At 40.7% G+C, this 23,446-nt stretch carries 19 protein-coding genes; 7 read left to right on the top strand and 12 right to left on the bottom strand.

Annotation, left to right across the window (positions count from 1 at the left end):
• Positions 1–34 precede the first annotated feature (34 nt).
• Complete coding sequence (locus tag V7K45_RS01675) at positions 35–901, top strand: branched-chain amino acid ABC transporter permease (RefSeq protein ID WP_334999741.1); 867 nt, start codon at positions 35–37, stop codon at positions 899–901.
• Between the two features lie 21 nt (positions 902–922).
• Here the strand turns inward: V7K45_RS01675 and V7K45_RS01670 are convergent, their stop codons facing one another.
• Together V7K45_RS01670 and lipA are read right to left on the bottom strand one after the other, a co-directional pair.
• Positions 923–1,072, bottom strand: a complete 150-nt coding sequence (locus V7K45_RS01670) for a photosystem I protein PsaX (RefSeq protein WP_194041075.1) — start codon at positions 1,070–1,072, stop codon at positions 923–925.
• Positions 1,073–1,253: 181 nt separating this feature from the next.
• Entirely contained in the window at positions 1,254–2,159 is a 906-nt protein-coding gene (lipA, locus tag V7K45_RS01665; protein WP_334999820.1) for a lipoyl synthase, read from the bottom strand.
• 234 nt (positions 2,160–2,393) lie between these two features.
• Between lipA and V7K45_RS01660 the strand changes: the two genes are divergently transcribed.
• The 6 genes from V7K45_RS01660 to V7K45_RS01635 all read left to right on the top strand — a co-directional run bounded on the left by V7K45_RS01660 (position 2,394) and on the right by V7K45_RS01635 (position 10,121).
• Positions 2,394–3,029 carry a response regulator gene (locus tag V7K45_RS01660; protein ID WP_334999739.1) on the top strand — a complete coding sequence of 212 codons (636 nt, stop codon included), beginning with the start codon at positions 2,394–2,396 and terminating at the stop codon, positions 3,027–3,029.
• A gap of 959 nt (positions 3,030–3,988) precedes the next feature.
• The gene (locus V7K45_RS01655) at positions 3,989–5,308 is read left to right on the top strand and encodes a hybrid sensor histidine kinase/response regulator (protein WP_334999737.1); all 1,320 of its coding nucleotides are present in this window, start codon (positions 3,989–3,991) and stop codon (positions 5,306–5,308) included.
• Positions 5,309–5,355: 47 nt separating this feature from the next.
• Entirely contained in the window at positions 5,356–6,507 is a 1,152-nt protein-coding gene (locus V7K45_RS01650) for an FIST signal transduction protein (protein WP_334999735.1), read from the top strand.
• 6 nt (positions 6,508–6,513) lie between these two features.
• Positions 6,514–7,557, top strand: coding sequence for a sensor histidine kinase (locus V7K45_RS01645; protein WP_334999733.1), 1,044 nt, complete (start codon positions 6,514–6,516; stop codon positions 7,555–7,557).
• Between the two features lie 543 nt (positions 7,558–8,100).
• Positions 8,101–8,643 carry a methanogen output domain 1-containing protein gene (locus V7K45_RS01640; RefSeq protein WP_334999731.1) on the top strand — a complete coding sequence of 181 codons (543 nt, stop codon included), beginning with the start codon at positions 8,101–8,103 and terminating at the stop codon, positions 8,641–8,643.
• 86 nt (positions 8,644–8,729) lie between these two features.
• Complete coding sequence (locus tag V7K45_RS01635; RefSeq protein WP_334999729.1) at positions 8,730–10,121, top strand: ATP-binding protein; 1,392 nt, start codon at positions 8,730–8,732, stop codon at positions 10,119–10,121.
• A 320-nt stretch (positions 10,122–10,441) separates the two neighbouring features.
• Here V7K45_RS01635 and V7K45_RS01630 read toward each other — a convergent pair whose 3' ends face one another.
• The 10 genes from V7K45_RS01630 to prfC form a co-directional block, all read right to left on the bottom strand.
• Positions 10,442–12,046 (bottom strand): NAD(P)H-quinone oxidoreductase subunit N, encoded by a 1,605-nt coding sequence (locus V7K45_RS01630; protein WP_334999727.1) that lies wholly within the window; start codon positions 12,044–12,046, stop codon positions 10,442–10,444.
• 328 nt (positions 12,047–12,374) lie between these two features.
• Complete coding sequence (locus V7K45_RS01625) at positions 12,375–12,647, bottom strand: hypothetical protein (RefSeq protein ID WP_334999726.1); 273 nt, start codon at positions 12,645–12,647, stop codon at positions 12,375–12,377.
• Positions 12,648–12,853: 206 nt separating this feature from the next.
• On the bottom strand, positions 12,854–13,912 hold the full coding sequence (locus tag V7K45_RS01620) for a WD40 repeat domain-containing protein (RefSeq protein ID WP_334999724.1): 1,059 nt from the start codon (positions 13,910–13,912) through the stop codon (positions 12,854–12,856).
• An 81-nt stretch (positions 13,913–13,993) separates the two neighbouring features.
• On the bottom strand, positions 13,994–14,965 hold the full coding sequence (locus V7K45_RS01615) for a CobW family GTP-binding protein (protein WP_334999722.1): 972 nt from the start codon (positions 14,963–14,965) through the stop codon (positions 13,994–13,996).
• 308 nt (positions 14,966–15,273) lie between these two features.
• Positions 15,274–16,200, bottom strand: coding sequence for an alpha/beta fold hydrolase (locus V7K45_RS01610; protein WP_334999818.1), 927 nt, complete (start codon positions 16,198–16,200; stop codon positions 15,274–15,276).
• Between the two features lie 73 nt (positions 16,201–16,273).
• Complete coding sequence (locus tag V7K45_RS01605) at positions 16,274–16,714, bottom strand: SufE family protein (protein WP_334770680.1); 441 nt, start codon at positions 16,712–16,714, stop codon at positions 16,274–16,276.
• A gap of 378 nt (positions 16,715–17,092) precedes the next feature.
• The gene (locus V7K45_RS01600) at positions 17,093–17,530 is read right to left on the bottom strand and encodes a hypothetical protein (protein ID WP_334999719.1); all 438 of its coding nucleotides are present in this window, start codon (positions 17,528–17,530) and stop codon (positions 17,093–17,095) included.
• Between the two features lie 623 nt (positions 17,531–18,153).
• A complete protein-coding gene (locus tag V7K45_RS01595; protein WP_334999717.1) occupies positions 18,154–18,660 on the bottom strand; it encodes an RNA recognition motif domain-containing protein in 507 nt (168 codons plus the stop codon).
• 609 nt (positions 18,661–19,269) lie between these two features.
• Positions 19,270–21,543 carry a M48 family metalloprotease gene (locus V7K45_RS01590; protein ID WP_334999715.1) on the bottom strand — a complete coding sequence of 758 codons (2,274 nt, stop codon included), beginning with the start codon at positions 21,541–21,543 and terminating at the stop codon, positions 19,270–19,272.
• 194 nt (positions 21,544–21,737) lie between these two features.
• Positions 21,738–23,366, bottom strand: coding sequence for a peptide chain release factor 3 (gene prfC, locus V7K45_RS01585; RefSeq protein ID WP_334999713.1), 1,629 nt, complete (start codon positions 23,364–23,366; stop codon positions 21,738–21,740).
• Positions 23,367–23,446: the final 80 nt, after the last annotated feature.

Genomic DNA, 23,446 nt, shown 5'->3' with positions numbered 1-23,446 from the left:
TAACCTAAAATTTTTTCAACGCAACTTAAGACTTATGGATGCACAATTCGCCCAACTAATCGTGAATGGGATTGCGGTGGGGAGCATTATTGCTCTAGCCGCAGTCGGACTGACTCTTACTTATGGAATTTTACGGCTATCTAACTTTGCTCATGGTGACTTTCTCACTTTAGGAGCCTATCTAACTTGGCTGATAAATATCATTGGAGTTAATATTTGGCTGTCGATGATTCTAGCGGCGGCGGGAACAGTAGCAGCAATGCTGTTATCGGAAAAATTACTGTGGTCAAAGATGCGCTCTATCCGTGCTACTTCGACTACGCTAATTATTATTTCTATTGGACTTGCCTTATTTCTTCGCAATGGGATTATTTTTATCTGGGGTGGCAGGAACCAAAATTATAATTTACCTGTTACTCCGGCTTTAGATATTTTGGGTTTAAAGATACCGCAAAATCAATTATTGGTATTAGGGTTGGCGGTGCTAGCAATTTTGGCGCTGCATTACCTGCTGCAAAATACCAAAATTGGTAAGGCGATGCGAGCAGTTGCCGACGATCTGGACTTAGCCAGGGTTTCAGGTATCAATGTCGATCGAGTAATTTTCTGGACTTGGGTAATTGCTGGCACTCTTACGTCATTGGGCGGCAGTATGTATGGGTTAATTACGGCTGTGCGCCCAAATATGGGTTGGTTCCTAATATTACCATTATTTGCCTCAGTAATACTTGGTGGAATTGGCAATCCCTACGGTGCGATCGCAGCAGCTTTTATCATTGGCATCGTCCAGGAAACCAGCACTCCTTGGCTGGGTTCCCAGTATAAACAAGGTGTCGCACTGTTAATCATGATTTTGGTGCTGCTCATTCGCCCCAAAGGTTTATTTAAAGGAACGATTTGAGCAGCACCTATCCACTTCTAACTACTCAATAATGTGGAAATACCAGGCTGCTACCAAAAAATTGATAGCTAACAAGAATATTGCCCAGCCTGTGCGATAGGCGTAGGGAGGTTTAGCTCCACTGTCGGCAACTGGTAAATCTGCAGGATTCTTTGTTGTTTTAGAGGTCATAATCCGATTCTCCTATGTCATGACTTTTTAAGAAATACCAAACTGGCGTACCAAATACCCAAATTCTTTAAGAATATTTGTGTGAATTTGGAAATTGGGCATTGGGCATGGGGCATTGGGTATTGGGCATTGGTTATTTCTTCCCCTGCCCCCCCCTGCTCCCCCTGCTCCCCCTGCTCCCTCATTCCTCTTCTCCAGCATGATAGGAACTGCGAACCAGAGGCCCAGAACGAACATGGTTGAAGCCCATTTCCCATGCTAATCTGCCAAGCCGATCGAATTCCTCTGGAGTCCAATATTTTTGGACTGGCAAATGTTCTAAAGAAGGACGCATATACTGCCCAAGAGTCAAGCGATCGCATCCTACAGCCCTTAAATCAGCCATTGCTTCAATAACTTCATCAACCGTTTCTCCATGTCCCAGCATCAAACCTGATTTGGTGGGAATTGTCGAATCGATTTCTTTAACCGTAGCCAGCACCAAGAGGGAGCGATCGTACTTGGCTCCCCGGCGCACTGGGCCAGTTAACCGTTGCACTGTCTCGATATTGTGATTAAAACAAGCTGGTTTGGCTTTGACAATCATCGCTATCCGCTGGCGTTGACCTGACTCTCCAACACCAGCACCACCCCAAAAATCTGGGGTCAGCACTTCAATTTGAGTCTCTGGGTTCAATTGGCGGATAGTCGCGATCGTCTTTACAAAGTGCCCTGCACCCTGATCGGGCAAGTCATCACGGGCTACAGAAGTCAGCACCACATAACGCAATCCCAAAAGCTGCACCGCCTGGGCAACCTTTTCTGGTTCCTCTAAATCAAGAGGCATTGGTGCATGACCTTTATCTACTTGACAGAAAGCACAAGAGCGCGTGCATGTGGGCCCCATTAGCAAAAAAGTTGCAGTTTTTTGGGCATAGCACTCTCCGCGGTTAGGGCAGCGTCCCTCTTCGCAAATCGTGTGAATTTGGCGCTGCTTAATAATGCGTTGTACGGTAGAGATTTCACTAGCTTTACCAATCGGACGACGTAACCAGCTAGGCATTGCCTTAATTTCAGACTTTAGTTTGGCTTGTTGTGACGAAATCATAGACATCCAAGCAAGATGCGGATATAGATGTAGTGGTCTGTTGATTAAATATCACAATGACACAAATTTAAAAGGGCGCGAGCAAAAGTTTTGCAAAACACTTCTAACAATGTCATTTATACCGAAATATACTATCCCCCAATTGCTAGAAATTATGTATATAGTGGGAGGATTCTCAAGGACAATCGGCAAAGCCGCTATTTACACTTATAGTTTCTGTTAGAGCAAACAGTCGTGGCAAGCAACAAGATTTTAGTTATCGATGACACTACAGTTGTCAGGGTAAAAGTACGAGAAATGTTGCCTCCGGGCAATTTTGAGGTACTGGAAGCAAAAGACGGTGTGGAAGGACTAAATTTCATTCTTCAGGAAAAACTCAGCCTGATTATGCTGGATTTCCTGTTGCCTAAAATGAGTGGCTGGGAGGTTTTCCAGAAAGTTCAAGCCGATCCAGAGTTAAGGAAAATTCCTTTAGTGATCATGTCTGGTCGCAAGGAAGAGGTGACTGAGAAAATCACAGAACCATTTGAATATTTTGAATTTCTGGGCAAACCTTTTGATCAGAAACAACTAATTGGTGCGATTAAGCTAGCTATGGCCAAGGCGAAACAGCCACGCCCAGAACTAGTCTCAGTAGGAGCAGGAGTTTCCGTAAAAAACAGCACGTTATCAACCTCTGCTGTCGCCAATGGTACGGTAGTAGCTCCTAGCGTTGCAACCTCTAACGTCGCAACCCCTAGTACTGGAGGAGTCTCCGAGGCAGAAATTAATGCATTGAATGAGAAAATTGTCAAAATGCAAGCAGAAATTGATGGTTTGAAGAAACAGTTAACTCAGGTGGTGACTTTTATTAAACAAAAAATTAAGTAGTATTTGTGCTCGTTATTATTATCGCAGCCAAAAATACACCATCTATACTGGTGTCCGATTAAAAGCGGATAAAAATAGTTAGTTCAAAAACACTTATGTTGATAAATCATCATTGTTTAGTGAGGTACAGCTTGACCTAAGCCCGGTAAAGCTGTACTTTATCTTCTCTTTTACTAAGTTCGGAGAAGGGTTGTGTTGAGATTTTGATATGGACTTCACTTGATGAGAAAACACTACAGTTTAAGATTCAGATATTTATAAAAAAATATATTAAAAATCATATTTTCTAATACAAATTAAACAAAAAATCCTATTTCATGATGAAAATAGTCTTTGGGCAGGAATAATAAGCCATAGAAACAATAATTATGAGCATAGTCCAATACGATTCAGTTAAGGCTGAAAGTCGTGTAAATTAAGCATTGTCTCAAAAATGAAAATCAGCGCGTGGTGCATCTCAAAGATTTATCATTGGTGTCTCCAGATTACCCGAACGAGTTTCACCTAATAACCCCAAAGTTCTGAAAAAACCTGTATCAAAGTTTCGCTCTAAAAAGCCAAAACATAGAGGTACTGGACAGTTGAAGCTTATAAATTTCATATCACTAATCAGTTTTTCAGCCTTAACTGAACCGTATTGGACTTAAGGCATCAAAAATATTGCTCTTAGTTAGCGCTAATTTTCTAATAAAACAAGAGTGAAAATAACTAATTTCACAGCGATCGCCTTTATAAAAGAGGATTTTAAACTTTGGCCATCGATGTCCATTAGCGATCGCCCCAACGCAAAGCTATAGGCAATTTAGCGTAAAAATGTTGCTGTTATCAGAGTTTTTGGGAACTATAGGGTTGTCAGACGATAAATTGGCAGCCTGTCTACCAAGAAAATAGCGGGGACTTAGCTGCGATCGCAGTGCAAATAGGGAATAACTAACAATGAATAAAATTAATTTAAATATATGAATGAAAAACCAGATATGGAAATGCTTTATACCCCAGAAGATAGTTTAATCTTAGTGGTAGATGATACTACTACTAATTTAGAAATTGTTTTTGATATATTAACTAATGTAGGCTTTAAAGTGATCGCAGAAAATGATGGAGAAAGAGCACTAAAGCAGGTTGAATATGAACTTCCTGACTTAATTTTATTAGATGTGATGATGCCAGGAATCGATGGATTTGAGACTTGTAAAAGACTGAAAGCAAATTCAGTTACTTGTGATATTCCTGTAATTTTTATGACAGCAAATTCTGATAGTCATAGTAAAGTAAAAGGTCTAAATATAGGAGCAGTTGATTACATCACAAAACCCTTTAATCAAGAAGAGTTATTAGCTAGAATTAAAACCCATCTTCAATTACGAAATCTTACAAAAACTTTAGAAAAACGAGTTTTAGAAAGGACATCAGCATTATCTAGGGCATTAAAAGACCTACAAGAATCTCAACTTCAGCTTGTACAGACGGAAAAAATGTCTGCTCTTGGTCAACTAGTAGCAGGAGTTGCTCATGAAATTAATAATCCAGTTGGTTTTATTCATGGCAATCTTGGACACGCTTCAGTATATTTCCAAAATATGATTAACATTATTGACCTTTATCAGGAACACTATCCTAATCCAGTTCCAGAAATTCAAGAGGAAATTGCAGCCATAGATTTGAAGTATATACTTGCCGATCTACCTAATTTAATTTCCTCAATGAAAGAGGGAGTTCAGCGCATTCGCAACATTAGTACCAGCTTGAGAACCTTTTCTCGAGCAGATAGCGATCGCAAAGTGTCTTGCAACATTCATGATGGCATAGACAGTACAATTATGATTCTCAAACACCGTTTAAAAGCATCCGAAGTTCGACCCGATATTCAAGTAATTAGAGATTACGATATATTGCCAGAACTAGAATGTTTTATCGGACAACTAAATCAGGTATTTATGAATTTATTAGCTAATGCTATTGATGCTTTAGAGGAGTCTAATCTAGGACTTACCTATATGGAAATTGAAGCAAATCCTAATCAAATTTTGATTCAAACTACTCTCACTGAAGATAAAAATTATATCTTGATTAAGATTAAAGATAATGGCGTGGGAATATCGGCTGATGTCCAAAAAAAAATCTTTGACTATTTATTCACCACCAAGCCTGTGGGTCAAGGTACAGGATTAGGGTTATCAATTGCTCGTCAAATTGTTGTTGAAAAACATGGAGGAACTATAGAGGTAAATTCAGCAATAGGGCAAGGTTCAGAATTTATCATTAAACTTCCCATTTAATAATTATAGTAAGTTCCGTTTATCAACATAACAAATAAATTTAATTTATGTTCAAGGCAGTAGTAGGTCACAGTAACGATCCAGATTCTCTTGCAGCAGTTGAAGAAGTTATTCAGCAATGTGCCAGTTCTCTTGCAGGAGATATACCAAAAGCTGGGATTATATTTGCTGCAATTGACTTCGATCATGCTCTGATTTTGCAGCAAATCGATCGGTTTTTTCCGGGGATTGAGTTGATTGGTGGAACAACAGATGGAGAAATCTCTTCAGTCTTAGAGTTTCAGCAAGATTCAATTACTTTGATGTTGTTTTGCTCAGACGAAGTTGAAATTTATGCAGGAGTTGGACGCAAAGTTTCAGACGATCCAATTACTGCAACTAAACAAGCTGTGGAGCAAGCCAAAGCAAAAAGTACCGCAGTTCCGAAGCTATGCTTAACTCATCCAGAGAGCCTCACAACTAGTGGTGTCTCTATATTAAATGGCTTAAAGCTAGCTCTTGGTCAATATGTGCCAATATTTGGTGGTTTGGCAGGCGATCAATCAAGATATCAAAGTACGTATCAATTTTTTCAAACAGAAGTATTAAGTGATTCTGTACCAATTCTACTTTTTTCCGGCACAATATTGTTTTCTCACGCTGTTGCAAGTGGTTGGCATCCCATTGGTCAAACAAGCAAAGTGACTAAGGTAGATAAAAACATAGTCTATGAAATAGATGGTAAACCAGCTTTAGATTTTTATCATCATTATTTAGGTTTGCTTCCACCTTCAATGGAATATCCACTAGCAGTGTTTGATGAGAATGAAGACAATTTTTATATCAGAGCACCTATTGCTTACAATAAAGAATCTAGTAGCATAACCTTTTTTGGAGATATTCCCGATAGAGCAATTGTTCAAATTTCTGAAGCAGCTTATGAAGATATTTTGGCAGCTTCCAAGGCATCATTTATGAATGCCTTAAATAATTATCCTGGAACAAAACCAAGTGCTGTTTTATTTTTTTCATGTGTAGCTCGTCGGCAAATACTTGGTACTAAGGCACAAGAAGAGTATCAAAATACAAAACTTTGTCTGACTGACTATTTACCTGCCTGTGGATTTTATTCTTATGGAGAAATTGCTCCTATAGATGGAATTAGCCAGACGCAATTCCATAATGAAACTTTTGTAACTTTAATTTTGGGAAATCAGTAAAGATTAATGGAAATATTAGATTACCAACAAGAAATAAAGGACTTAAAAAAAGCCAATCGAATTATTCAAAAGAAATTAGAGCGTTCTGAATCAGATCGAAGAAAACTTGAAGAAACAAATCAAAAAAAAGAATCTTTGCTCAGGAGAGTAATTGATGAATTAAAGGAATATCAAAATAAATTAGAAGAAAGAAGCTATGAGCTAGAAATGATGCTTCTTAATCTTCAAATAATGGAGAATAAGATGTCTACTTTGGGAAGTATGGTAGCGGATGTAGCTCATGAGATTAATAACCCAGTTGGATTTATTGCAGGTAATCTGGCTCCAGTGAAAGAGTATATTGAAAATTTATTACATCTAATTGACCTTTATCAGCAGACCTATCCCAAAGCATCTCAGCAAATTCAAGAAACAATCAAAATGATTGATCTAGAATATGTACGCGAGGATCTACCTTCTCTCATTTCTTCAATGAGAGAAGGTACAGATCGTATTTCCAATATTAGTGACAGCTTGCGAACTTTCTCTAGAGCAGATACAGAAGAAAAAACTCTGTTTAATATTAATGAAGGTATTAACAGTACTCTCCTCATACTCAAACATCGGTTACAAGCTAATAAGATTCGTCCTGCTATTCAAGTAGTTCAAGATTACGAAGACTTTCCCTTAGTGGAATGCTTTCCAGGGCAATTGAATCAGGTATTTATGAATCTACTGGCAAATGCCATTGATGCTTTAGATGAGTCTAATGCTGGGCTGAGTTTTAATGATATTAAGCTAAATCCCAATCAAATTACAATTCATACTGCTCTCACTGAAGATAAGAATCATGTCTCGATTCGGATTCAAGATAATGGGGTGGGGATATCGGCTGATGTTCAGCAAAAAATATTCGATCATTTATTCACAACCAAACCTGTAGGGAAAGGAACAGGATTAGGATTATCAATTGCTTATCAGATAATTGTTCAAAAACATAAAGGAACTCTAGAAGTCAATTCTGTGTTAGAAAAAGGTTCTGAGTTTATCATCACTATCCCTATTTATTAATATAGCGAAAATAGAGATTGCTTTAACTATTAAAAATAACTTTTTAATATATTAGCAAGTTACACCAACGTAATTTTTCATACTTCCTAGCTTGTAATTAATTACATTACTTTTTCAAAGCAAGAAAATTTAGTTCTAAAAAACATAAACCTTGTATATTGATTCCGAATAAGTATATTTTTATGTGGATCGATCGTAAAATATGTTTAGTATTAAAAATATTTTGTCCCAAAAGATTCTCTCAACCCAAGCCTACTACTATGGGGAAAATACTTAATGTTTTGCTGGTTAACTTTTTCAGACTCGATCTAATTCCCTACTTCTAAAGGAGGGTTAGAAAGGATAATGGGGACTTAACATAGAAGAGACTATGCAAAACCATAAACTGTCACAATGATTAGGCTCAAAATTTATTATGGACATTTTTTTCATTACAACCGAAAGCAAACATTAAATTCTTAGAATAAAAAGATTAAGTAGTTACTTTAGAGATATTTTGGGGAACTCTATAACTGTACTTCCAAGATTGTATCCTCAAAATTTATGATCGATGTACCCAAGCACTCAATAGCTACGCTTAATCTTTCTTTAGAACGCGATATATTTTTACGTACACTAATCAGAGAATTATCTGGTACTTTGCAGGATGTAGTTGGTTTAGAAGAAGCTTCGGGATTTATTAGCGTTGTTGGTGAAAGGATGGGAAGGCAGATTAACCAAGATTATAAATCTGCCCTGGAAATCTCTAACCTTTCTCGTAGGCAGGTAGCTGATGTCCTGATTGATTTAAAAAAACGAATCCAGGGCGATTTTTATATCATTGAGCAGAATGATGAAAAAATTGTCTTTGGCAACCGTGTTTGCCCATTTGGCGACAAAGTACTTAATCGCCCTGCCATGTGCATGATGACTTCAAACGTTTTTGGAACGATCGCAGCTAATAATCTAGGATATGCAAAAGTAGAATTGCAAGAGACGATAGCACAAGGTTATTCTGGATGTAAAGTTATTGTTTACTTAAAACTTACAGAAGAGGCAGAAGATGCAGAAGGTCGAGAATACTTTAGGGGAGTAGAATCTGTGTAAATCCTTCACCATCAAACAAAATAACTTCAGGATTAAGCTTAGTGCAGATATGTAAAGTAGAGTCAAACCGTGAAAGTTGAAGCCCCATGACTCCCGAACAATTTCTTGAATTTGCCAGAGTTTTACCAGAACCTTTACTTCTGGTAAGTGGAGAGGGTCAGCTCTTAGCTACCAATCAACCATTAGCAGAGATGTTGGGGTTACGCCGTCAGGAATTGCGGGGAAGAATGCTTTATGATATTGTAACTGAGCCTGCCAACGATATTGTAAAGTATCTGCAAGCTTGTTCAAGTAGCAGGGCAATGGTGATTGGCTCTTTGACTTTACGAAAGAATGATGGACAAACGTTAATATGTCGTAGCCAAGGAGCCGTTATTCAACCTTGGTCTCCTGAATCTTCAGCTTTGATTCTCTTACGCTTGGAAAATAGAACTCTGACCAGTAGTAATTTCGTTCTGTTGAACGAAAAAATTGATGAGTTAGCCAAAGAAGTTCAGAGACGGAAACAAGCAGAGGAAGCGCTAAAGAAAGCGAATCAAGAGCTAGAAATTAGGGTCGAGGAACGTACAACTGCTTTACAAGACACACTAAATGAACTACAGCTTACCCAAACTCAGCTTATCCAAGCTGAGAAAATGTCTAGTTTAGGTCAGATGGTCGCTGGTATTGCTCATGAAATTAATAACCCCGTGAGTTTTATTTATGGGAACCTTCACCACGCTCATAAATACACTCAGGATTTACTAAAATTAATCGAAGTTTATCAACAAGCTTTTCCAAATACTCTTCCAGAAATCCAACAGCAAGTAGAAGAAATAGATTTAGATTTTTTGATTCAAGATATAACTAAACTCTTCCAGTCCATGAAAGTGGGAGCAGAACGCATTCAGGAAATTGTTAAATCACTACGTAATTTTTCCAGGCTGGATGAAGCAGAACTTAAGCAAGTCAATATCCATGAAGGAATTGATAGTACTTTGATGATTTTGGAGCATCGCCTGCAAGCTAGGCATGAGTACCCAGAAATCAAAGTCATCAAAAAATATAGTCAGCTACCGAATGTAACTTGCTATCCTGGTCAACTCAATCAAGTGTTTATGAATATTCTTGCTAATGCAATCGATGCACTGGAAGCATCAGCGCTCAACAGTCAGTATTCAGAAGTAAATACACAAAAAACTGAAAGTCAAAAACTGATAAATAATCATCCCCAAATTCAAATTAAAACTGAGCTAATCGATGAAAAGTGGATAGAGGTTAGTATTGCTGATAATGGTTTGGGGATAAATGAACAAGTTCGCTCAAAGCTATTCGATCCGTTTTTTACCACTAAAACTGTGGGCAAAGGTACTGGACTAGGGCTATATATAAGCTATCAAATTATAGTTGAAAAACATAACGGGCAACTTAACTGTTTTTCTGTTCCAGGAAAAGGTGCAGAATTTGTAATTAAAATACCTATTCAATCAGCCTTATAAAATTTCAGTTTAAAGATATAGCAGGAGGCAGGAGGTAAAACTATTGCTAACTCTAGCATTCATTAGACCTCTTGCAAAAATGTATTTTTGCAAGAGAGGGAAAAGGGTGCATGTTAAAGGGAAAGGATTTTGAGTTTATTACCCTTTACCCCCGCCCCTTATCCCCAGAGGGGGCCCCACCTTCCCCTTTTCCCCCACTTTTGCAAGAAGTCTATTCTTTCCAAATGTCCTAACCTATGTGACTACGGCTATATAACAACGCCTGTCTGCTCATTAGCAAACAGGCGCGTCTTTGATTACAAAATCTGGTTGAGACTCAGTTATATCTTGGCAGTAGAATCAACAGAGGATCCAGACTGACTAACCGAATCTAACTTTGGTAAAAGTAGTGGATTTTCTGCTTTTACATTAGTGTTGATTGTTGCTTGCAAAAATGGGGTATGGGAGATGGAATTGTTAGCCAATGTAAACAGTGGATTTGACAAAATCCCTGCTATAGAAGTGGCAATTAATGTTACCACCAACCCAACTTGCAAAGGTCTTAGCCCAGGCAAATCCCAACGCACTTGTGGATAATTCTTCACCGCGTCGGACATTTCATGGGGTTCTTTGACTACCATCATCTTAACTACGCGAATGTAATAGTAGATGGAGACGACGGTAGTAACTAAGCCCAGCAAAACTAACCAATAAAGTCCTGCTTGCCAACCAGCCCAGAATAAGTAAATCTTGCCGAAAAACCCAGCCAATGGTGGAATACCACCCAAGGAAAGCAGGGAGATACTCAACCCCAGTGTTAGGAGTGGGTCTTTTTGATATAAGCCGGAGTATTCGGCAATCTGGTCAGTTCCCGTCCGCAGTGAGAACAGGATAATGCAGGTAAAGCCGCACAGGTTCATGAACAGGTAAACCAGTAAGTAGAATATCATACTGGCATAGCCTGCTTGAGTACCAGCAATCAAGCCAATCATCACAAACCCAGCTTGGGCAATGGATGAATACGCTAGCATCCGTTTCATACTGGTTTGGGCTAGGGCGACTACGTTACCCAAGATCATGCTGAGAACGGCCAGAGCTGTGAAGACAAACCTCCACTCGTCAGCAACAAGAGGGAAAGCTGTTGTCAACAAGCGGATGGCTAAGGCAAAACCAGCTGCTTTGGAACCGACTGATAAAAAGGCGATGACTGGGGTGGGAGCGCCTTCATAAACGTCTGGTGTCCACTGGTGGAAGGGCGCAGCAGAGATTTTGAAGCCAATACCCGCGATCGCAAAAACCAGGGCAATCACTAAACCTAAAGATTGTCCCACTTTTGCTGTGGCAATGCCATTAGCGATCGCACTTAGTTCAGTTTGTCCTCCAGATAGTCCATACAGCAGGGATACACCGTACAAAAATATTGCTGTACTGGAAGCTCCAATTAACAAGTATTTCAGTGCCGCTTCGTTGGAGCGGGGGTCACGCTTGGTATAACCTGTTAACAGGTAGGAGGAGATACTCAGGGTTTCTAGGGAGATGAAAATCATCACCAACTCACTAGCCCCGGATAAAAACATCCCTCCTAAAGTAGCACTCAGCAAAATAGCGAGGAATTCGGCTAAAGCAGTGCCGCTCTGCTCAACGTAGCGAATTGACATCAGTATAGTCACAATCGCAGACAAGGCAATAATACCGCGAAAGACGATACTCAGGTCATCACTGTTAAAGCTACCAGTAAAACCGATGGGATTAGGAGCGTCCCATTGAAAATATAGGGCGACAATCGAAGCAAATAAACCTGCGATCGCTAGATATCCAATCCAGCGCGCGGATGTACGCCCCAAAATCAAATCAACAATCAAAACCCCCAAGAGGGTGAGAATAACAATCCCCTCTGGTAAAATCGTTCCAGCGTTTAGCTGGGATGCAATATTAGCAAAATCCATGAGATGTATAGGTTTTGGCGATTAGACATTAAGGCTAACTCTGTTCACTCTAGCAAGTTTTCTAATCCCCGGACTAGCTCTTTTAACAAGAGCTTAACAGCTTGGATGCAGATGGCGATTGCACCAACCTTACTACTTTACCAGCAGCTTTCTCAGTATCCAGGGATTCACTTAACAACTTTCCTACTTCGTTTTTTAGGCGTGACTTTTAGCAAATATCATAATAATTATGCTGCAATCAGTGCGATACTTACGTACAAAAAGCTTATAAAATTAATAAGGGCACAGCATTGCTGTGCCCCGATAATATTTATAACTCCTAACTTTATTAAAAATCGACTGATGGCAGCTTGCCTTGTAGCAATTGAAATTTAGACTGAACGCAGTTGGCACAATTGCAACAAACTGGATCAATTATCGGATTAGATGTTTGAATCAAGTTTGGTGTTGCCAGATCGGGAATTTGTTGTGTAGATACTACCGTCATAATTTGGGTAGCGTATGTAGATTTTAGGCTAAATGCGTTTGCTGGATTGACTACCAACAGCATAGATACCAGAAATGCAGGACAGGCGAGTAAAATCAGTTTGACTATGTTCATAATTTACACAAAGATAGCTTTGCTGATACAGCATAGCTAATAAATTGCCCACCTTCAATTTTAATTATCAAAGACTTCTTGGCATTTGTGCTTTTTGCACTCTCGTGGGAAAAAGGCGCATGTTAAAGGGGAAGGGAAAATACAAAACCTTTACCCTTTCCCCCTTTCCTTTTTTCCGACAAATGCCAAGAGGTCTCAAGTATTGTTTAACTACGCCCGAATCCTTGACCCCGTAAAACCTTTGACCAAACGACTAGTTCGCCCTGTTCACCCCCTGCGGCCAGTAACTTACCTTGGGGATGCCAAGCTAGGGTGGAAAATCCTGCTGAGACACCTGTGATAATTTGGGATACTTCCTTAGCTTTGTTCCACAAACATAACCAACCGTCAGCAGCAGCAGAAGCGAGAAGGAAGCTTTTAGGTGCAAAGGCGATCGCATTAATCACGCCCACATGATTAGTTAATACTCGCGCTTCCCAACCTAAAGAATCATCTTCTAGTTTTTCCCAAACTACAATACCTTCAACGCTAGAAGATGCCAATATTGGCGCACCCACTTTGGTCATAGCTTCTGACCATGCCAATTGGCGAATTTTACCAGGGAAGCCACGCATTACCCAAGGGTCGGGATTGTTCCATTCTAAAACGGTGACACTACGATCCATGTTGCCAGAAGCCAGGAATTTGCCATCGGGCGACCAAGCCATCGCTAAACTGACAGTAGTCATATCTAGGTTGTATGGTTCTTCATCCCAGTTTTGACTGTGCCAAATTTTGACTCCTTTATAACCACTAATGGCTAAGTATTCCCCGTCAATACGCCAATCTATACCCAATACTGAAGAGTTGTCAAAATTCAGCGTCACGACAATTTCACGAGTATCTGCATCCCAAACTTGGACGTAACGCCCCAAACTAAAAGCTAGTTGGTTACTGGTGTAATTCCAAGCTAGCTTGTCAACCCATGCGGGGGCATTTTCCAACGTGGCGATTAATTCTGTGTCGCGCCAAATTTTTACTTGTCCATCTTGTCCGCCAACGGCTAAAAATTTGCCATCGGGGGAAAATGCCAGACAGTCTACTGATTTACCGTTACCAGTTTCTAAGGTTGTGAGTTCGCTATCATTCCACAGAACGACTTCTCCGGCGGCGGAAGTTGCTGCTAAAGTTTGACCTTGTGGCGACCAAGCGATCGCAGTTACATAATCTGAAAGTGTCCCCGAATAGTGTTGTTCAAATTCCTTAGATTTGGTTGTGGAGTTCATATTTGTAAAGGGGGAGTGGGGAATGGGGAATGGGGAAGGGGGAATGGGGAATTCCCTATTCCCTACTCCCCACTCCTTAAATTAAGCTAGACAAGCAAGAAAATCTTGCTTGAGTTGGTCTGCATCAAGGTTGCGGCCGATGAATACTAATTCGTTTTTGGGGGTTTCGCTTGGTTTCCAGGGGCGATCGGGTTTGCCATCAAATATCATGTGGACTCCTTGGAATACAAATCGATTCTCTTCTCCAGCAATATTTAAAATGCCTTTCATCCGAAATATATCTGGCCCTTGGGTACGCAGTAACTCGGAAATCCAAGCGTTTAATTTTTCTCCATCGACTGCACCTGCTTCTACTAAAGCCACAGAAAAGACAGTTTCATCGTGTACATGGGCATCTTCTCCTAAGAAATCTGGATCGATTTCTAATGCACGATCTAAATCAAAGGCTTTTACACCTAATAAAGCATCCATTCCGAGTTCAGAATTTTGGGTACGATAGATTTTTGCGATCGCATTCATCGCCCGAATCCGTTTTTCTAATTCATCTAACTCTTCTGGTGCTACCAAATCTGTTTTATTAAGTAAAATTACATCGGCAAAAGCAATCTGTTCTTGTGCTTCGTCTGCATCCCAGTGCTGCCAAATATGCTTGGCATCTACGACTGTCACCACTGCATCTAGAGACAGTTGACTTTGCAAATCTTCATCAACAAAAAATGTCTGAATCACTGGTGCTGGATCGGCTAATCCAGTTGTTTCAATTACTAAATGGTCAAATTTATCGCGCCGCTTCATCAAATTGCCAATGATGCGAATTAAATCACCGCGCACTGTGCAACAGATACAGCCATTATTCATTTCAAATATTTCTTCATCTGCATCGATAATCAATTGATTATCAATACCCACTTCCCCAAATTCATTGACAATCACAGCAACTTTTTTGCCGTGTTCGTAGGTGAGGATGTGATTGAGTAGAGTCGTTTTACCTGCTCCCAAGTAGCCTGTAAGAACAGTAACGGGAACTGAATTGTCGATTACGTCAGCCACCATACTCTAAATTCCTCTTGTCTCACCTTATGGATAATCATTTTCGCCTATGATAAATCTTTTTATATTTTTGTGCTAAATTGCTGTTATTTTGGCTTTCAGCAAAATAATCACATAATTTAATCACAAAACATTTTATTTTTATGCATCTGCAATAAGTAATAAATATTCATAAGTTGGCATAACCCGGTGACAATATTACCACCTACTTTTCTCGCTTGCAAAAACTTACTTGCAGTTGCTTAAATGAATCTAAATCTCTCGCCAAGGCGCAAAATGATCTTTGCGTCTTGTGCGAGGATTTAATTTTCTCAAGAGAACAAAAAATCTTGAACTGCTTCTAAAACAACTGCTGGATATTCTTCATGCAGTCCCAGAGAACCAGGAACAACAACGCTTCTCACTCCTGGTAAGGCTACCAAAGCGTTCATTTCTTCTCGTGATTTGGGGGGACTGGATTCCCCAATTACTACCATGAGTGGTACGGTTAAAGACTTTACAAGTTCCAAAAAAGCAGATTGTTCGCGTACAGCATCGAGATTACCAGTTACAAAGGCAGCAGATGCAAATCGCGCTCCTGGTTGCTGAGTTGTGTGCCACTTCTTCTCAATGAAACTGGGTGTAATTTTAGCCGCGTCAGTAAATACATGACGGCAATACATAAAACTTAAGAAAGATTGAGTAGTGTTGAGTTTGTAGAGAGCTTGACCAAGTATAGGCGATCGCACCAATCCTCTCACAATGCCAGCTATTTGCTGACTTGCCCCCATTGTCGGCAAAGGCCCACGCCAAGTAGGAGCCAACAATACAATCCTTGAGAAAGCAGCCTGCTTGACAGCTAATTGTAAAACGTAACTAGCAGCATGACCAGCCGCCACCACAGTAATAGGAGTATTAAAAACTTGTACTGAGCGGCGTCGAAGTACAGCTTTGACAAAATCTTCCAGAAATTGCTGATAAATTTCCGGTCGATAATTCAAACTAGGGCGAGAAGATTCTCCAAATCCAGGCCAGTCTACGGCTACAACTTGAAAATTGGGGGCTAGTAATTTGGCAAGTTCGCCGACTTCCAAACGCGTCGAAACACTGCTGAAAGCTGGTAGCAGCAATAGCGGTGAACCTTTACCGAGGGTTTCATAAACAACGCGCAATTGCTGATTTTCAAAATTCCAGAGATATTCTTGAACTACTCCACCAAAGCCAATAGCAGCAGAGGTAGATAATACATTGGTTGACATGACACTAAATTTTGGTAGTTGTACCTTATTTGTCATTTGTCCTTTGTCCTTTGCAAATGACCAATGACCAAGTTTAGCTAGGCAAATCTAACTTACATTCCAATGCTTTTTTTTGCATGGTTTTAAAAATGTTGTAAAACCCATTCGCACGGGAAGGTGTCAGGCTAACATTTAAACCTGTTTCTTGAATAAAATCTGGAGTAAGTTGGACAATCTCAGTTGGCGTTAGTCCATGTAATCCTTCAACCAGAAGCCCAACTAATCCTTTAGTTAACTGGGAATCGGAATCGCCCTGAAATACAACCTTACCGTCATCCAAAGCTGCGGTGATATAAACTTGAGACACGCAACCAGGAACTTTGTTTTCGGGTAATTTATCAGCTTCTGGGAACTCATTGAGCTTCTGAGCATACCAGATTAGCTGTTCGTAGCGTCGCTTCGGTTCGGAAGCGCGTTGAAAGCGCTGGACAATTTTAGCGAGCGCAGGTGGCAAAGAATCTAGAGTTGAGGACATAACAGAAGCTGAAAACGATCGGTATCTCCTTGAGTGTAGATTATCTTTAGAGCGATCGCGCCTCCGGTTCTCTTGGCATTACTGACTCTAATTTATCAAAGCCAGATAATTACTGCGATCGCATTGATAAAGATCGGGTTTTTTTATGTGTGTATCAGGGGGTAATGAGCAATCGAACAGAAAGTTCCGTTAAGGCTGTAACCCTTGCTAGATAAGCATTATATCAATCAATATTTTTGGCAATTCTCAGTATACCAATTAAGCTATTATAAGCACTGCTGTAATTTTTTGTTTTCACGCTGTCTGCCATGATTGTTTTATATAACAAATCATGGCAGACTAGTATTTTAAAAATATTTGCAATTAAGAAGCGTTGCATTAGATGAGACTTAGTATCCCATTGGAACCTAAGACAAAAGCATAATTTCCAGGAGCGTTGACGGTAGTTTTATTTAGTTGAATACCAGCTGTGTTCAAATCTCCATCAAACCTAACATCAGCTATTGTTGCTTGGTCTGAAAAGACTATTGAATTACCGGGTTTTAGTTGAAGGTCTTGCGAAATTGTATTACCAAAGCTTAAATCAAAATAGAGCGCAGAAGAAGTCCCATTGTATATGTCAAGTGAGTTTTTCGATCCGGTTGGATTGGGATTGGGATTGGGTGTAAGTGTTGGGTTGGCTATGAGTCCAAAGGGTCCAGGGTTGGCTCCACCGCTAATAACTTGAGAGGTCTCGTTATCTAACTTTTTGATTAAACCTAGAGCTTCTAAATCTGTTTTATTGTCTGAACTAAATTGCGAGTGTTGAGAATTCATACGTAATACTCCAATTAAATGCAATATCCAATGCTAGGGATATATTTATCCATCCCATTTTGTTTAGTACGATGCATTTTCTGATTTATGCACTCAATAGAAACATATCCCCACACCCCTCCCATTTGTCACAATTTAAAAATAAGTGAATTTTGTCAATATATCTTTAAGCATAAATTTGCAGGGGATTGCGGTAGGGGTAGTGAGTGCGATCGCCCTCTAACACGGTATCACTACTCATTTGACCCCAATCACAATAACTTAATTTTATTTTTTTATCAGCAAGCTTTAACAATAAGTCTACAGAAACTATAGTTGCATCAATATATACTTTTTTATTACGCAAGTATAATGAATTCGTGAAACTTATGTCTCGTTTGATTTGATTAAAATCCAGATAAATTTTATTGAGCTTGGGCGGTTTGCACGCTCTTAACTGCTAACTCTGAGGTACGACTTGGTGTGACTAGTGGCGATGCGATACTTACAGTGCACTGCGCCTACGTACTCACAAAATTAGCTGCAAGTTCATTAAACTAAGCAGCTAGATAATTATCAACAATTAAAAATTAAAAATCAAAAAAAATTCTGATTTTTAATTTTTAATTTCTCTCCCTTGAGGATTAATTCGTAGTTTGTGCAGCTAGCATCTGCTTCAGCTTTTCTAATTCCGAAGCCCAACGAGGATCTGGACGAATAGCGTCTGAATCGGTGGTTGTGGTGCTGGTTTCGCGAGAACCTCCGCCACCGCCGCCACGACGAGGCTTCTTAGAGCTTTTCTCACGACGGCTACCTTCTCTATTCGGGGTAGGAGTCGGCGTACTATTACTAGCAAGAGTAACTGGTTTAGGAGCTTGCTCGTCGCCCTCTTCACCCTTTGTCCGAGGTAATGCCTTCTCTAGCTTAATGGGAGTGTCTTTGAACATCTGACCATTATACTTTTCAATAATTTCGTCAGCTTGTTCGTCATTGTTGACTGTAAGAAAACCGAAACCACGGCATTTGCCAGTTTTGCGGTCTTTAATTAATTTAGTAGTTACAGCATCACCTTCTGCTGCAAAAACGGCTTGCAGATCTTGACGATCTATTTCATCTTTAGGCAAATTACCTATATATAGGCGAACGGACATGAACTATACCTCCAGAGTTGAATGAACATGGCAAGGCAAGAAAACAATCACTTAGCTTTGGCTTTTAAATAGATGCTATTGACCAAGACTGCCATAAACCAATTTTTTTGCTCGAAACTGTCAACCTATACAACAATACAGTTTTTCGTCGGGATCAAGCTTGTTTAATCCAAAGGCTCACACTATGGTGAGCTAATAACACCTTAATTCTAAGAATTGTAAATTTAATAGCCTATTGCCTGCTAAAGTACACGCTTTCTTCTATGCCCTTTTTCGCAGAATCAAATACCATTCCTTACATTACCACGGTATTTTCTACGTAGCTAGTTTAGCGCATATCTTTTCGGCATTAGTATTACTGCATCGTAACATAAAACACATTTTTTATTCAAGTGAGCATATTTTGAAACAAAAACCAGCCAGTGGCTGGTTAATTTGCTGCTGTGTTGGGAGGATAAAAAGGTATAGAGAGGGGAAAAAGCACCTAAATTCATAACTAAGCGGTGATGCTGAGTTATGTCGGTTACTATTGTTTGTGTAAATAAATGTAACACTTGTTAAGAAAAGCTGCAACTTTTGTTTACATTCCGATTTGTCCTTTGTCAATGACTAACCAGTTAGAAAGACGTATGCGCCCCAAGCCTGTGCTGCAACAGCTAAAAAAGTAGACCAAATAGGATGAGGGCTATGAATGGTTTTACCACTTTGAGTTTCTAGGGTTTGGATATCAATCCAAGGTGTTGCTCCTCGCCGGAACCAACCTGTGACGATAATTTGCCGCCCGATTAGATCCTGGTGATTGACTGACTGTCCTAGCCAAGAAATATGGTGCAATTTCACCAAACCCGCGCTGGATTGCAAGATTAAATCTTGCGCTAGGGTGTTACTAGTGCCTTGACGACCTAATAATTTACCCACAAGACGCACGCTGACGCTATCAATAGGTAAGGCAGAAGGGTCAGCTAACAGGTTGGGTAAGCTGTCGTCAGTTTGTACGGTGGCAGGTTTAATATCGGGGAAGAAAGAATTAATCCGCATCACAGTACCGATGCTAAAGCCAATCAGAAGGCAGCCTGTAATGAAAGACCAATCTTCATATATCCACTTTAGATTTAAAAACTTGAGTGTGAATGCTAGTTGCCAGGTTAGCCAGACGAAAGCTGCAAACAGAACCCCTAGAGGAATTCCCAGCCAGGGAGCGACTTGTAATAGAAAAGACTGACGCTTAACCTTTGATGGAACGCTATCAAAATGTAGTTCGGTGTCTAGATGCCAGTGACGAGCTATTTGGCAGAGGCGTTCGATGCGATCGCCCATTAAAGGATGGCTATTATTAATCGTAAACCATCGGCGATAAGGATTGGCTGTATCCCACTTCAAAAAGGATTCAAAAGATAGATTACTGGCAATAGTGCCCAAAGATAAACTCTGTTGGTAGCTGACTGGTGTTAAAAGGTTTAAGCTTTCCAGTTGCCAACTGGTGTGTTCTTGTTTTTGGATATCAGCAGCAATGCCAATGGCGATTTTGAGTAAGGCACGAATCAGAGCATTGGGATTACCAGTAATTTCAGCGGCGACGCGATCGCTATAATAAAGCCGCAACCGCGACAACCACAATCCAGTCCCAGTCAGCAAACACCAAATTCCATAAATTAGACTCGCCAAAATTGTCACTGGCCAGCGCCAAATTTTTGCCGATATTTTGTCTCCCAACTCCGACACTTGCTGATATAGCTTATGAGTTGGTAGTGTCACCAGCAGCAACAAAGACATTACAGCAAAATCCCAGTGAGCAATATGTCCTAGTTGCGTGGCGTAAATAACGGCGATTTCATCATCTGCCAGCTGCTCTAATAGCCCTTGACTCACAACAATTCTGGCATTACGTGGTAGACTACCATAAGTCAGAATAATTGGTGCAGCCGTTGGTAAAATTCGCAGTTTGGGTAACGGCCAGTGCCGCTGTTGGCAACAACGTTGTAGCACCCTAACGGCTTCGCGGCTATGGGTATTCAATACATCTTTAGAGAATTCTCGCTGACCATACAAGTTTGCCAGTAGCAGATCCAGCAACCAAGGTGATACTCCGATTAAAATCACCAATGCGATTAGCAACAGTTGAGTAGGATCTTGGTATAAAAACTGTATCGGCTCTAGATAAGGTAGTTTGACTAAAGTCTGGTTGATTAATCCCAATGCTAACTTGAGGATTTCTCGGATCACCCAAAACAGGGCGATAAATGTCCCGGCGGACAGTAGCCGCAAGGGAATTAATTTTGGTTTACGTAGGGGTTGCCATGCTTTAGCGCGTTGTGCTTGTCGCCAGTAAATAACACCGAATAATTTGGCTTGCGTGCGGGTAACGGAACCCATGAAGCCGCTTAGGGGTGTAGCAGGTGGTGGCGGTGGTGGCGGTGTTGCTAATGTAGCTTTGGGCCTAGCTAGTGGCACCATCGGCGGGATGTCGTCGCTTTTGGTTTCTATGACTCGCTCGTTCGGTTTTTCCTCTGATGTAGGAGTTTCCGGGGGAGTAATGGGGGTTGAATCTGGTGTTGAATTCTCAAAGGGAACAAATCCAGTTTCGACTTTTGTTGATTCTCGATCGGATTTTTTACGTTTTGTCAGGTGTTCGAGAGCGCGTGTTGCCCACTCTTGAACTTGCGGATTGTTACTCTCAATGAGATTCTGGGAAATAGCGATCGCTTTGGGAACTTCGCCAGTGCGAGCATAAGCCATCACTAAACCAACCTGAGCTTGTAAGCTAGCAGTCCCATTATTTTGGCTGCTAGCAATAGGTTCTAGTTGGGCGATCGCTGTTTGGTAATTTCCCTGCTTGAGGGCAACTAAACCAGCCTCCAAAGACGGTTTGGCATGTGAAGGCATACAAATTCTGGCACTCCAATCTCTTCTAAATGATCCACGTTTGTGCAAAAGCGCGAACCTCGGATGCCGTGGAAATCAACCGCGCTCAAGTTTTGTTTGTCAAGTGAATGATAAAGATTAGAATTCAGGAGTCAGGAGTCAGAATTCAGTTGAGTCTTCATCTGAATTCTGGATTCTGAATTCTGTATTCTTCTTCATTCCTCCACTGGTTGTTGACTAGAAAATACTGGAGCGATCGCGCTTAATTTTAACTCTGGGTGGTCGCCCATTAACTGTTGACAATTCCATTCATTGCGGAATAGCAACACTGGTCGTCCCATACTGTCTTTAACTGTAGTGGTATTGAATATTCGTCCCACTTTTTCTAATGCTTCCCAACCACCCTCAACCCAACGGGCGACACTGTAGGGCAATAAATCTAATATGGTTTCTACACCATACTCATTTTGTAAGCGAAACTGTACTACCTCGAATTGCAACTGACCCACCGCCGCCAAAATTGGATCGCGCTTGGCTTCGTCAGTTGAATACATAATTTGCACAGCACCTTCTTCTCGCAATTCCGCAACGCCTTTTTGGAATTGTTTAGACTTCGAGGGGTTGGGATTCCTCAAAGATGCAAACAGTTCCGGCGAGAAATACGGAATCCCCTCATATTCGAGCTTTTGTCCCGTGTAAATTGTATCCCCGATCGCAAAAACACCGGGATTATTCAAACCGATCACATCGCCAGGATAAGCCACATCAATCGATTCTCGCTCTTGAGCAAAGAGTTTTTGCGGGCGAGATAGACGGATGAGTTTACCAATACGAGCGTGATTCACCATCATATCTTTTTCAAACTTACCAGTGCAAACCCGGATAAATGCGACGCGATCGCGGTGTTTCGGGTCCATATTTGCTTGCAGTTTAAAGACAAACCCCGAAAACTCCGGGTATGTAGGGGGAACTTCGCCAACACTGCTGACATGAGAACCGGGTTTGAGGGCATAGTCGAGGAAATACTTGAGGAATAACTCGACCCCGAAGTTAGTCATGGCGCTACCAAAGAACACAGGCGTCATTTTGCCTTCGTGTATCAACTGTAAATCTAACTCTGGCCCAACTCCTTCTAACAGTTCTAAATCATTTTTCAGTTGGTGGTACAGGCTTTGTTCTAGCTGTTCTTCTATTCTCGGATCGCCTAATTCCACTATGGTATCGCGGGCTTCTCGGCTGCCGTGGGCACTGCGTTCAAACAAGTGAATTTGTTGCTTGTGTCGGTCAAAAACACCTTTAAAGCGATCGCCCATCCCAATCGGCCAGTTGACTGCATAGGTTTGCAATCCTAATTCTTGCTCAATTTCATCCAACAATTCCAGAGGTTCCCTTCCTGGGCGATCGAGCTTGTTGATAAATGTAAAAATTGGGATACCCCGCAACTTACACACTTCAAACAATTTGCGCGTTTGGGGTTCCAAACCTTTGGCCGCATCAATTAACATAACTGCATTATCGGCGGCGGCGAGGGTACGATAAGTATCTTCACTGAAATCTTGGTGTCCGGGAGTGTCTAATAAATTGATTTGACAATTCCGGTATTCAAATTGCAACACTGTGGAAGTAATGGAAATACCCCGTTGTTGCTCCATCGCCATCCAGTCAGAAGTAGCTTTGCGCTGTGCCCGTCGCGCCTTAACGGCCCCAGCTTCGTGAATTGCACCCCCGTACAGGAGTAGCTTTTCAGTTAGTGTAGTTTTACCAGCATCGGGGTGAGATATAATCGCAAAGTTGCGGCGAAGTTCAACTGCTTGAATAAGTTCAGACTGAAGTTCAGTAGACATAAATGTATTTGTTTGAAAGCTTGCTTAATTTTTTTTGACTCTGGTAAGTCTTTTAATCTTAAGACAACGATGCTCATGAT

This window comes from Nostoc sp. (genome assembly GCF_036917375.1).
Taxonomy (GTDB): domain Bacteria; phylum Cyanobacteriota; class Cyanobacteriia; order Cyanobacteriales; family Nostocaceae; genus Nostoc.
This window is presented reverse-complemented; position numbering and strand designations above follow the sequence as displayed.

What these genes read in the sequence shown, in the direction of transcription:
- lipA (WP_334999820.1), bottom strand. Translation starts at nt 2,159, where the DNA reads ATGATTTCGTCACAACAAGCCAAACTAAAGTCTGAAATTAAGGCAATG.
- V7K45_RS01645 (WP_334999733.1), top strand. Translation starts at nt 6,514, where the DNA reads ATGGAAATATTAGATTACCAACAAGAAATAAAGGACTTAAAAAAAGCC.
- V7K45_RS01590 (WP_334999715.1), bottom strand. Translation starts at nt 21,543, where the DNA reads ATGCCTTCACATGCCAAACCGTCTTTGGAGGCTGGTTTAGTTGCCCTC.
- V7K45_RS01600 (WP_334999719.1), bottom strand. Translation starts at nt 17,530, where the DNA reads ATGAATTCTCAACACTCGCAATTTAGTTCAGACAATAAAACAGATTTA.
- V7K45_RS01610 (WP_334999818.1), bottom strand. Translation starts at nt 16,200, where the DNA reads ATGTCAACCAATGTATTATCTACCTCTGCTGCTATTGGCTTTGGTGGA.
- V7K45_RS01640 (WP_334999731.1), top strand. Translation starts at nt 8,101, where the DNA reads ATGATCGATGTACCCAAGCACTCAATAGCTACGCTTAATCTTTCTTTA.
- V7K45_RS01670 (WP_194041075.1), bottom strand. Translation starts at nt 1,072, where the DNA reads ATGACCTCTAAAACAACAAAGAATCCTGCAGATTTACCAGTTGCCGAC.
- V7K45_RS01615 (WP_334999722.1), bottom strand. Translation starts at nt 14,965, where the DNA reads ATGGTGGCTGACGTAATCGACAATTCAGTTCCCGTTACTGTTCTTACA.
- V7K45_RS01620 (WP_334999724.1), bottom strand. Translation starts at nt 13,912, where the DNA reads ATGAACTCCACAACCAAATCTAAGGAATTTGAACAACACTATTCGGGG.
- V7K45_RS01635 (WP_334999729.1), top strand. Translation starts at nt 8,730, where the DNA reads ATGACTCCCGAACAATTTCTTGAATTTGCCAGAGTTTTACCAGAACCT.
- V7K45_RS01630 (WP_334999727.1), bottom strand. Translation starts at nt 12,046, where the DNA reads ATGGATTTTGCTAATATTGCATCCCAGCTAAACGCTGGAACGATTTTA.
- V7K45_RS01625 (WP_334999726.1), bottom strand. Translation starts at nt 12,647, where the DNA reads ATGAACATAGTCAAACTGATTTTACTCGCCTGTCCTGCATTTCTGGTA.
- prfC (WP_334999713.1), bottom strand. Translation starts at nt 23,366, where the DNA reads ATGTCTACTGAACTTCAGTCTGAACTTATTCAAGCAGTTGAACTTCGC.
- V7K45_RS01655 (WP_334999737.1), top strand. Translation starts at nt 3,989, where the DNA reads ATGAATGAAAAACCAGATATGGAAATGCTTTATACCCCAGAAGATAGT.
- V7K45_RS01675 (WP_334999741.1), top strand. Translation starts at nt 35, where the DNA reads ATGGATGCACAATTCGCCCAACTAATCGTGAATGGGATTGCGGTGGGG.
- V7K45_RS01595 (WP_334999717.1), bottom strand. Translation starts at nt 18,660, where the DNA reads ATGTCCGTTCGCCTATATATAGGTAATTTGCCTAAAGATGAAATAGAT.
- V7K45_RS01650 (WP_334999735.1), top strand. Translation starts at nt 5,356, where the DNA reads ATGTTCAAGGCAGTAGTAGGTCACAGTAACGATCCAGATTCTCTTGCA.
- V7K45_RS01605 (WP_334770680.1), bottom strand. Translation starts at nt 16,714, where the DNA reads ATGTCCTCAACTCTAGATTCTTTGCCACCTGCGCTCGCTAAAATTGTC.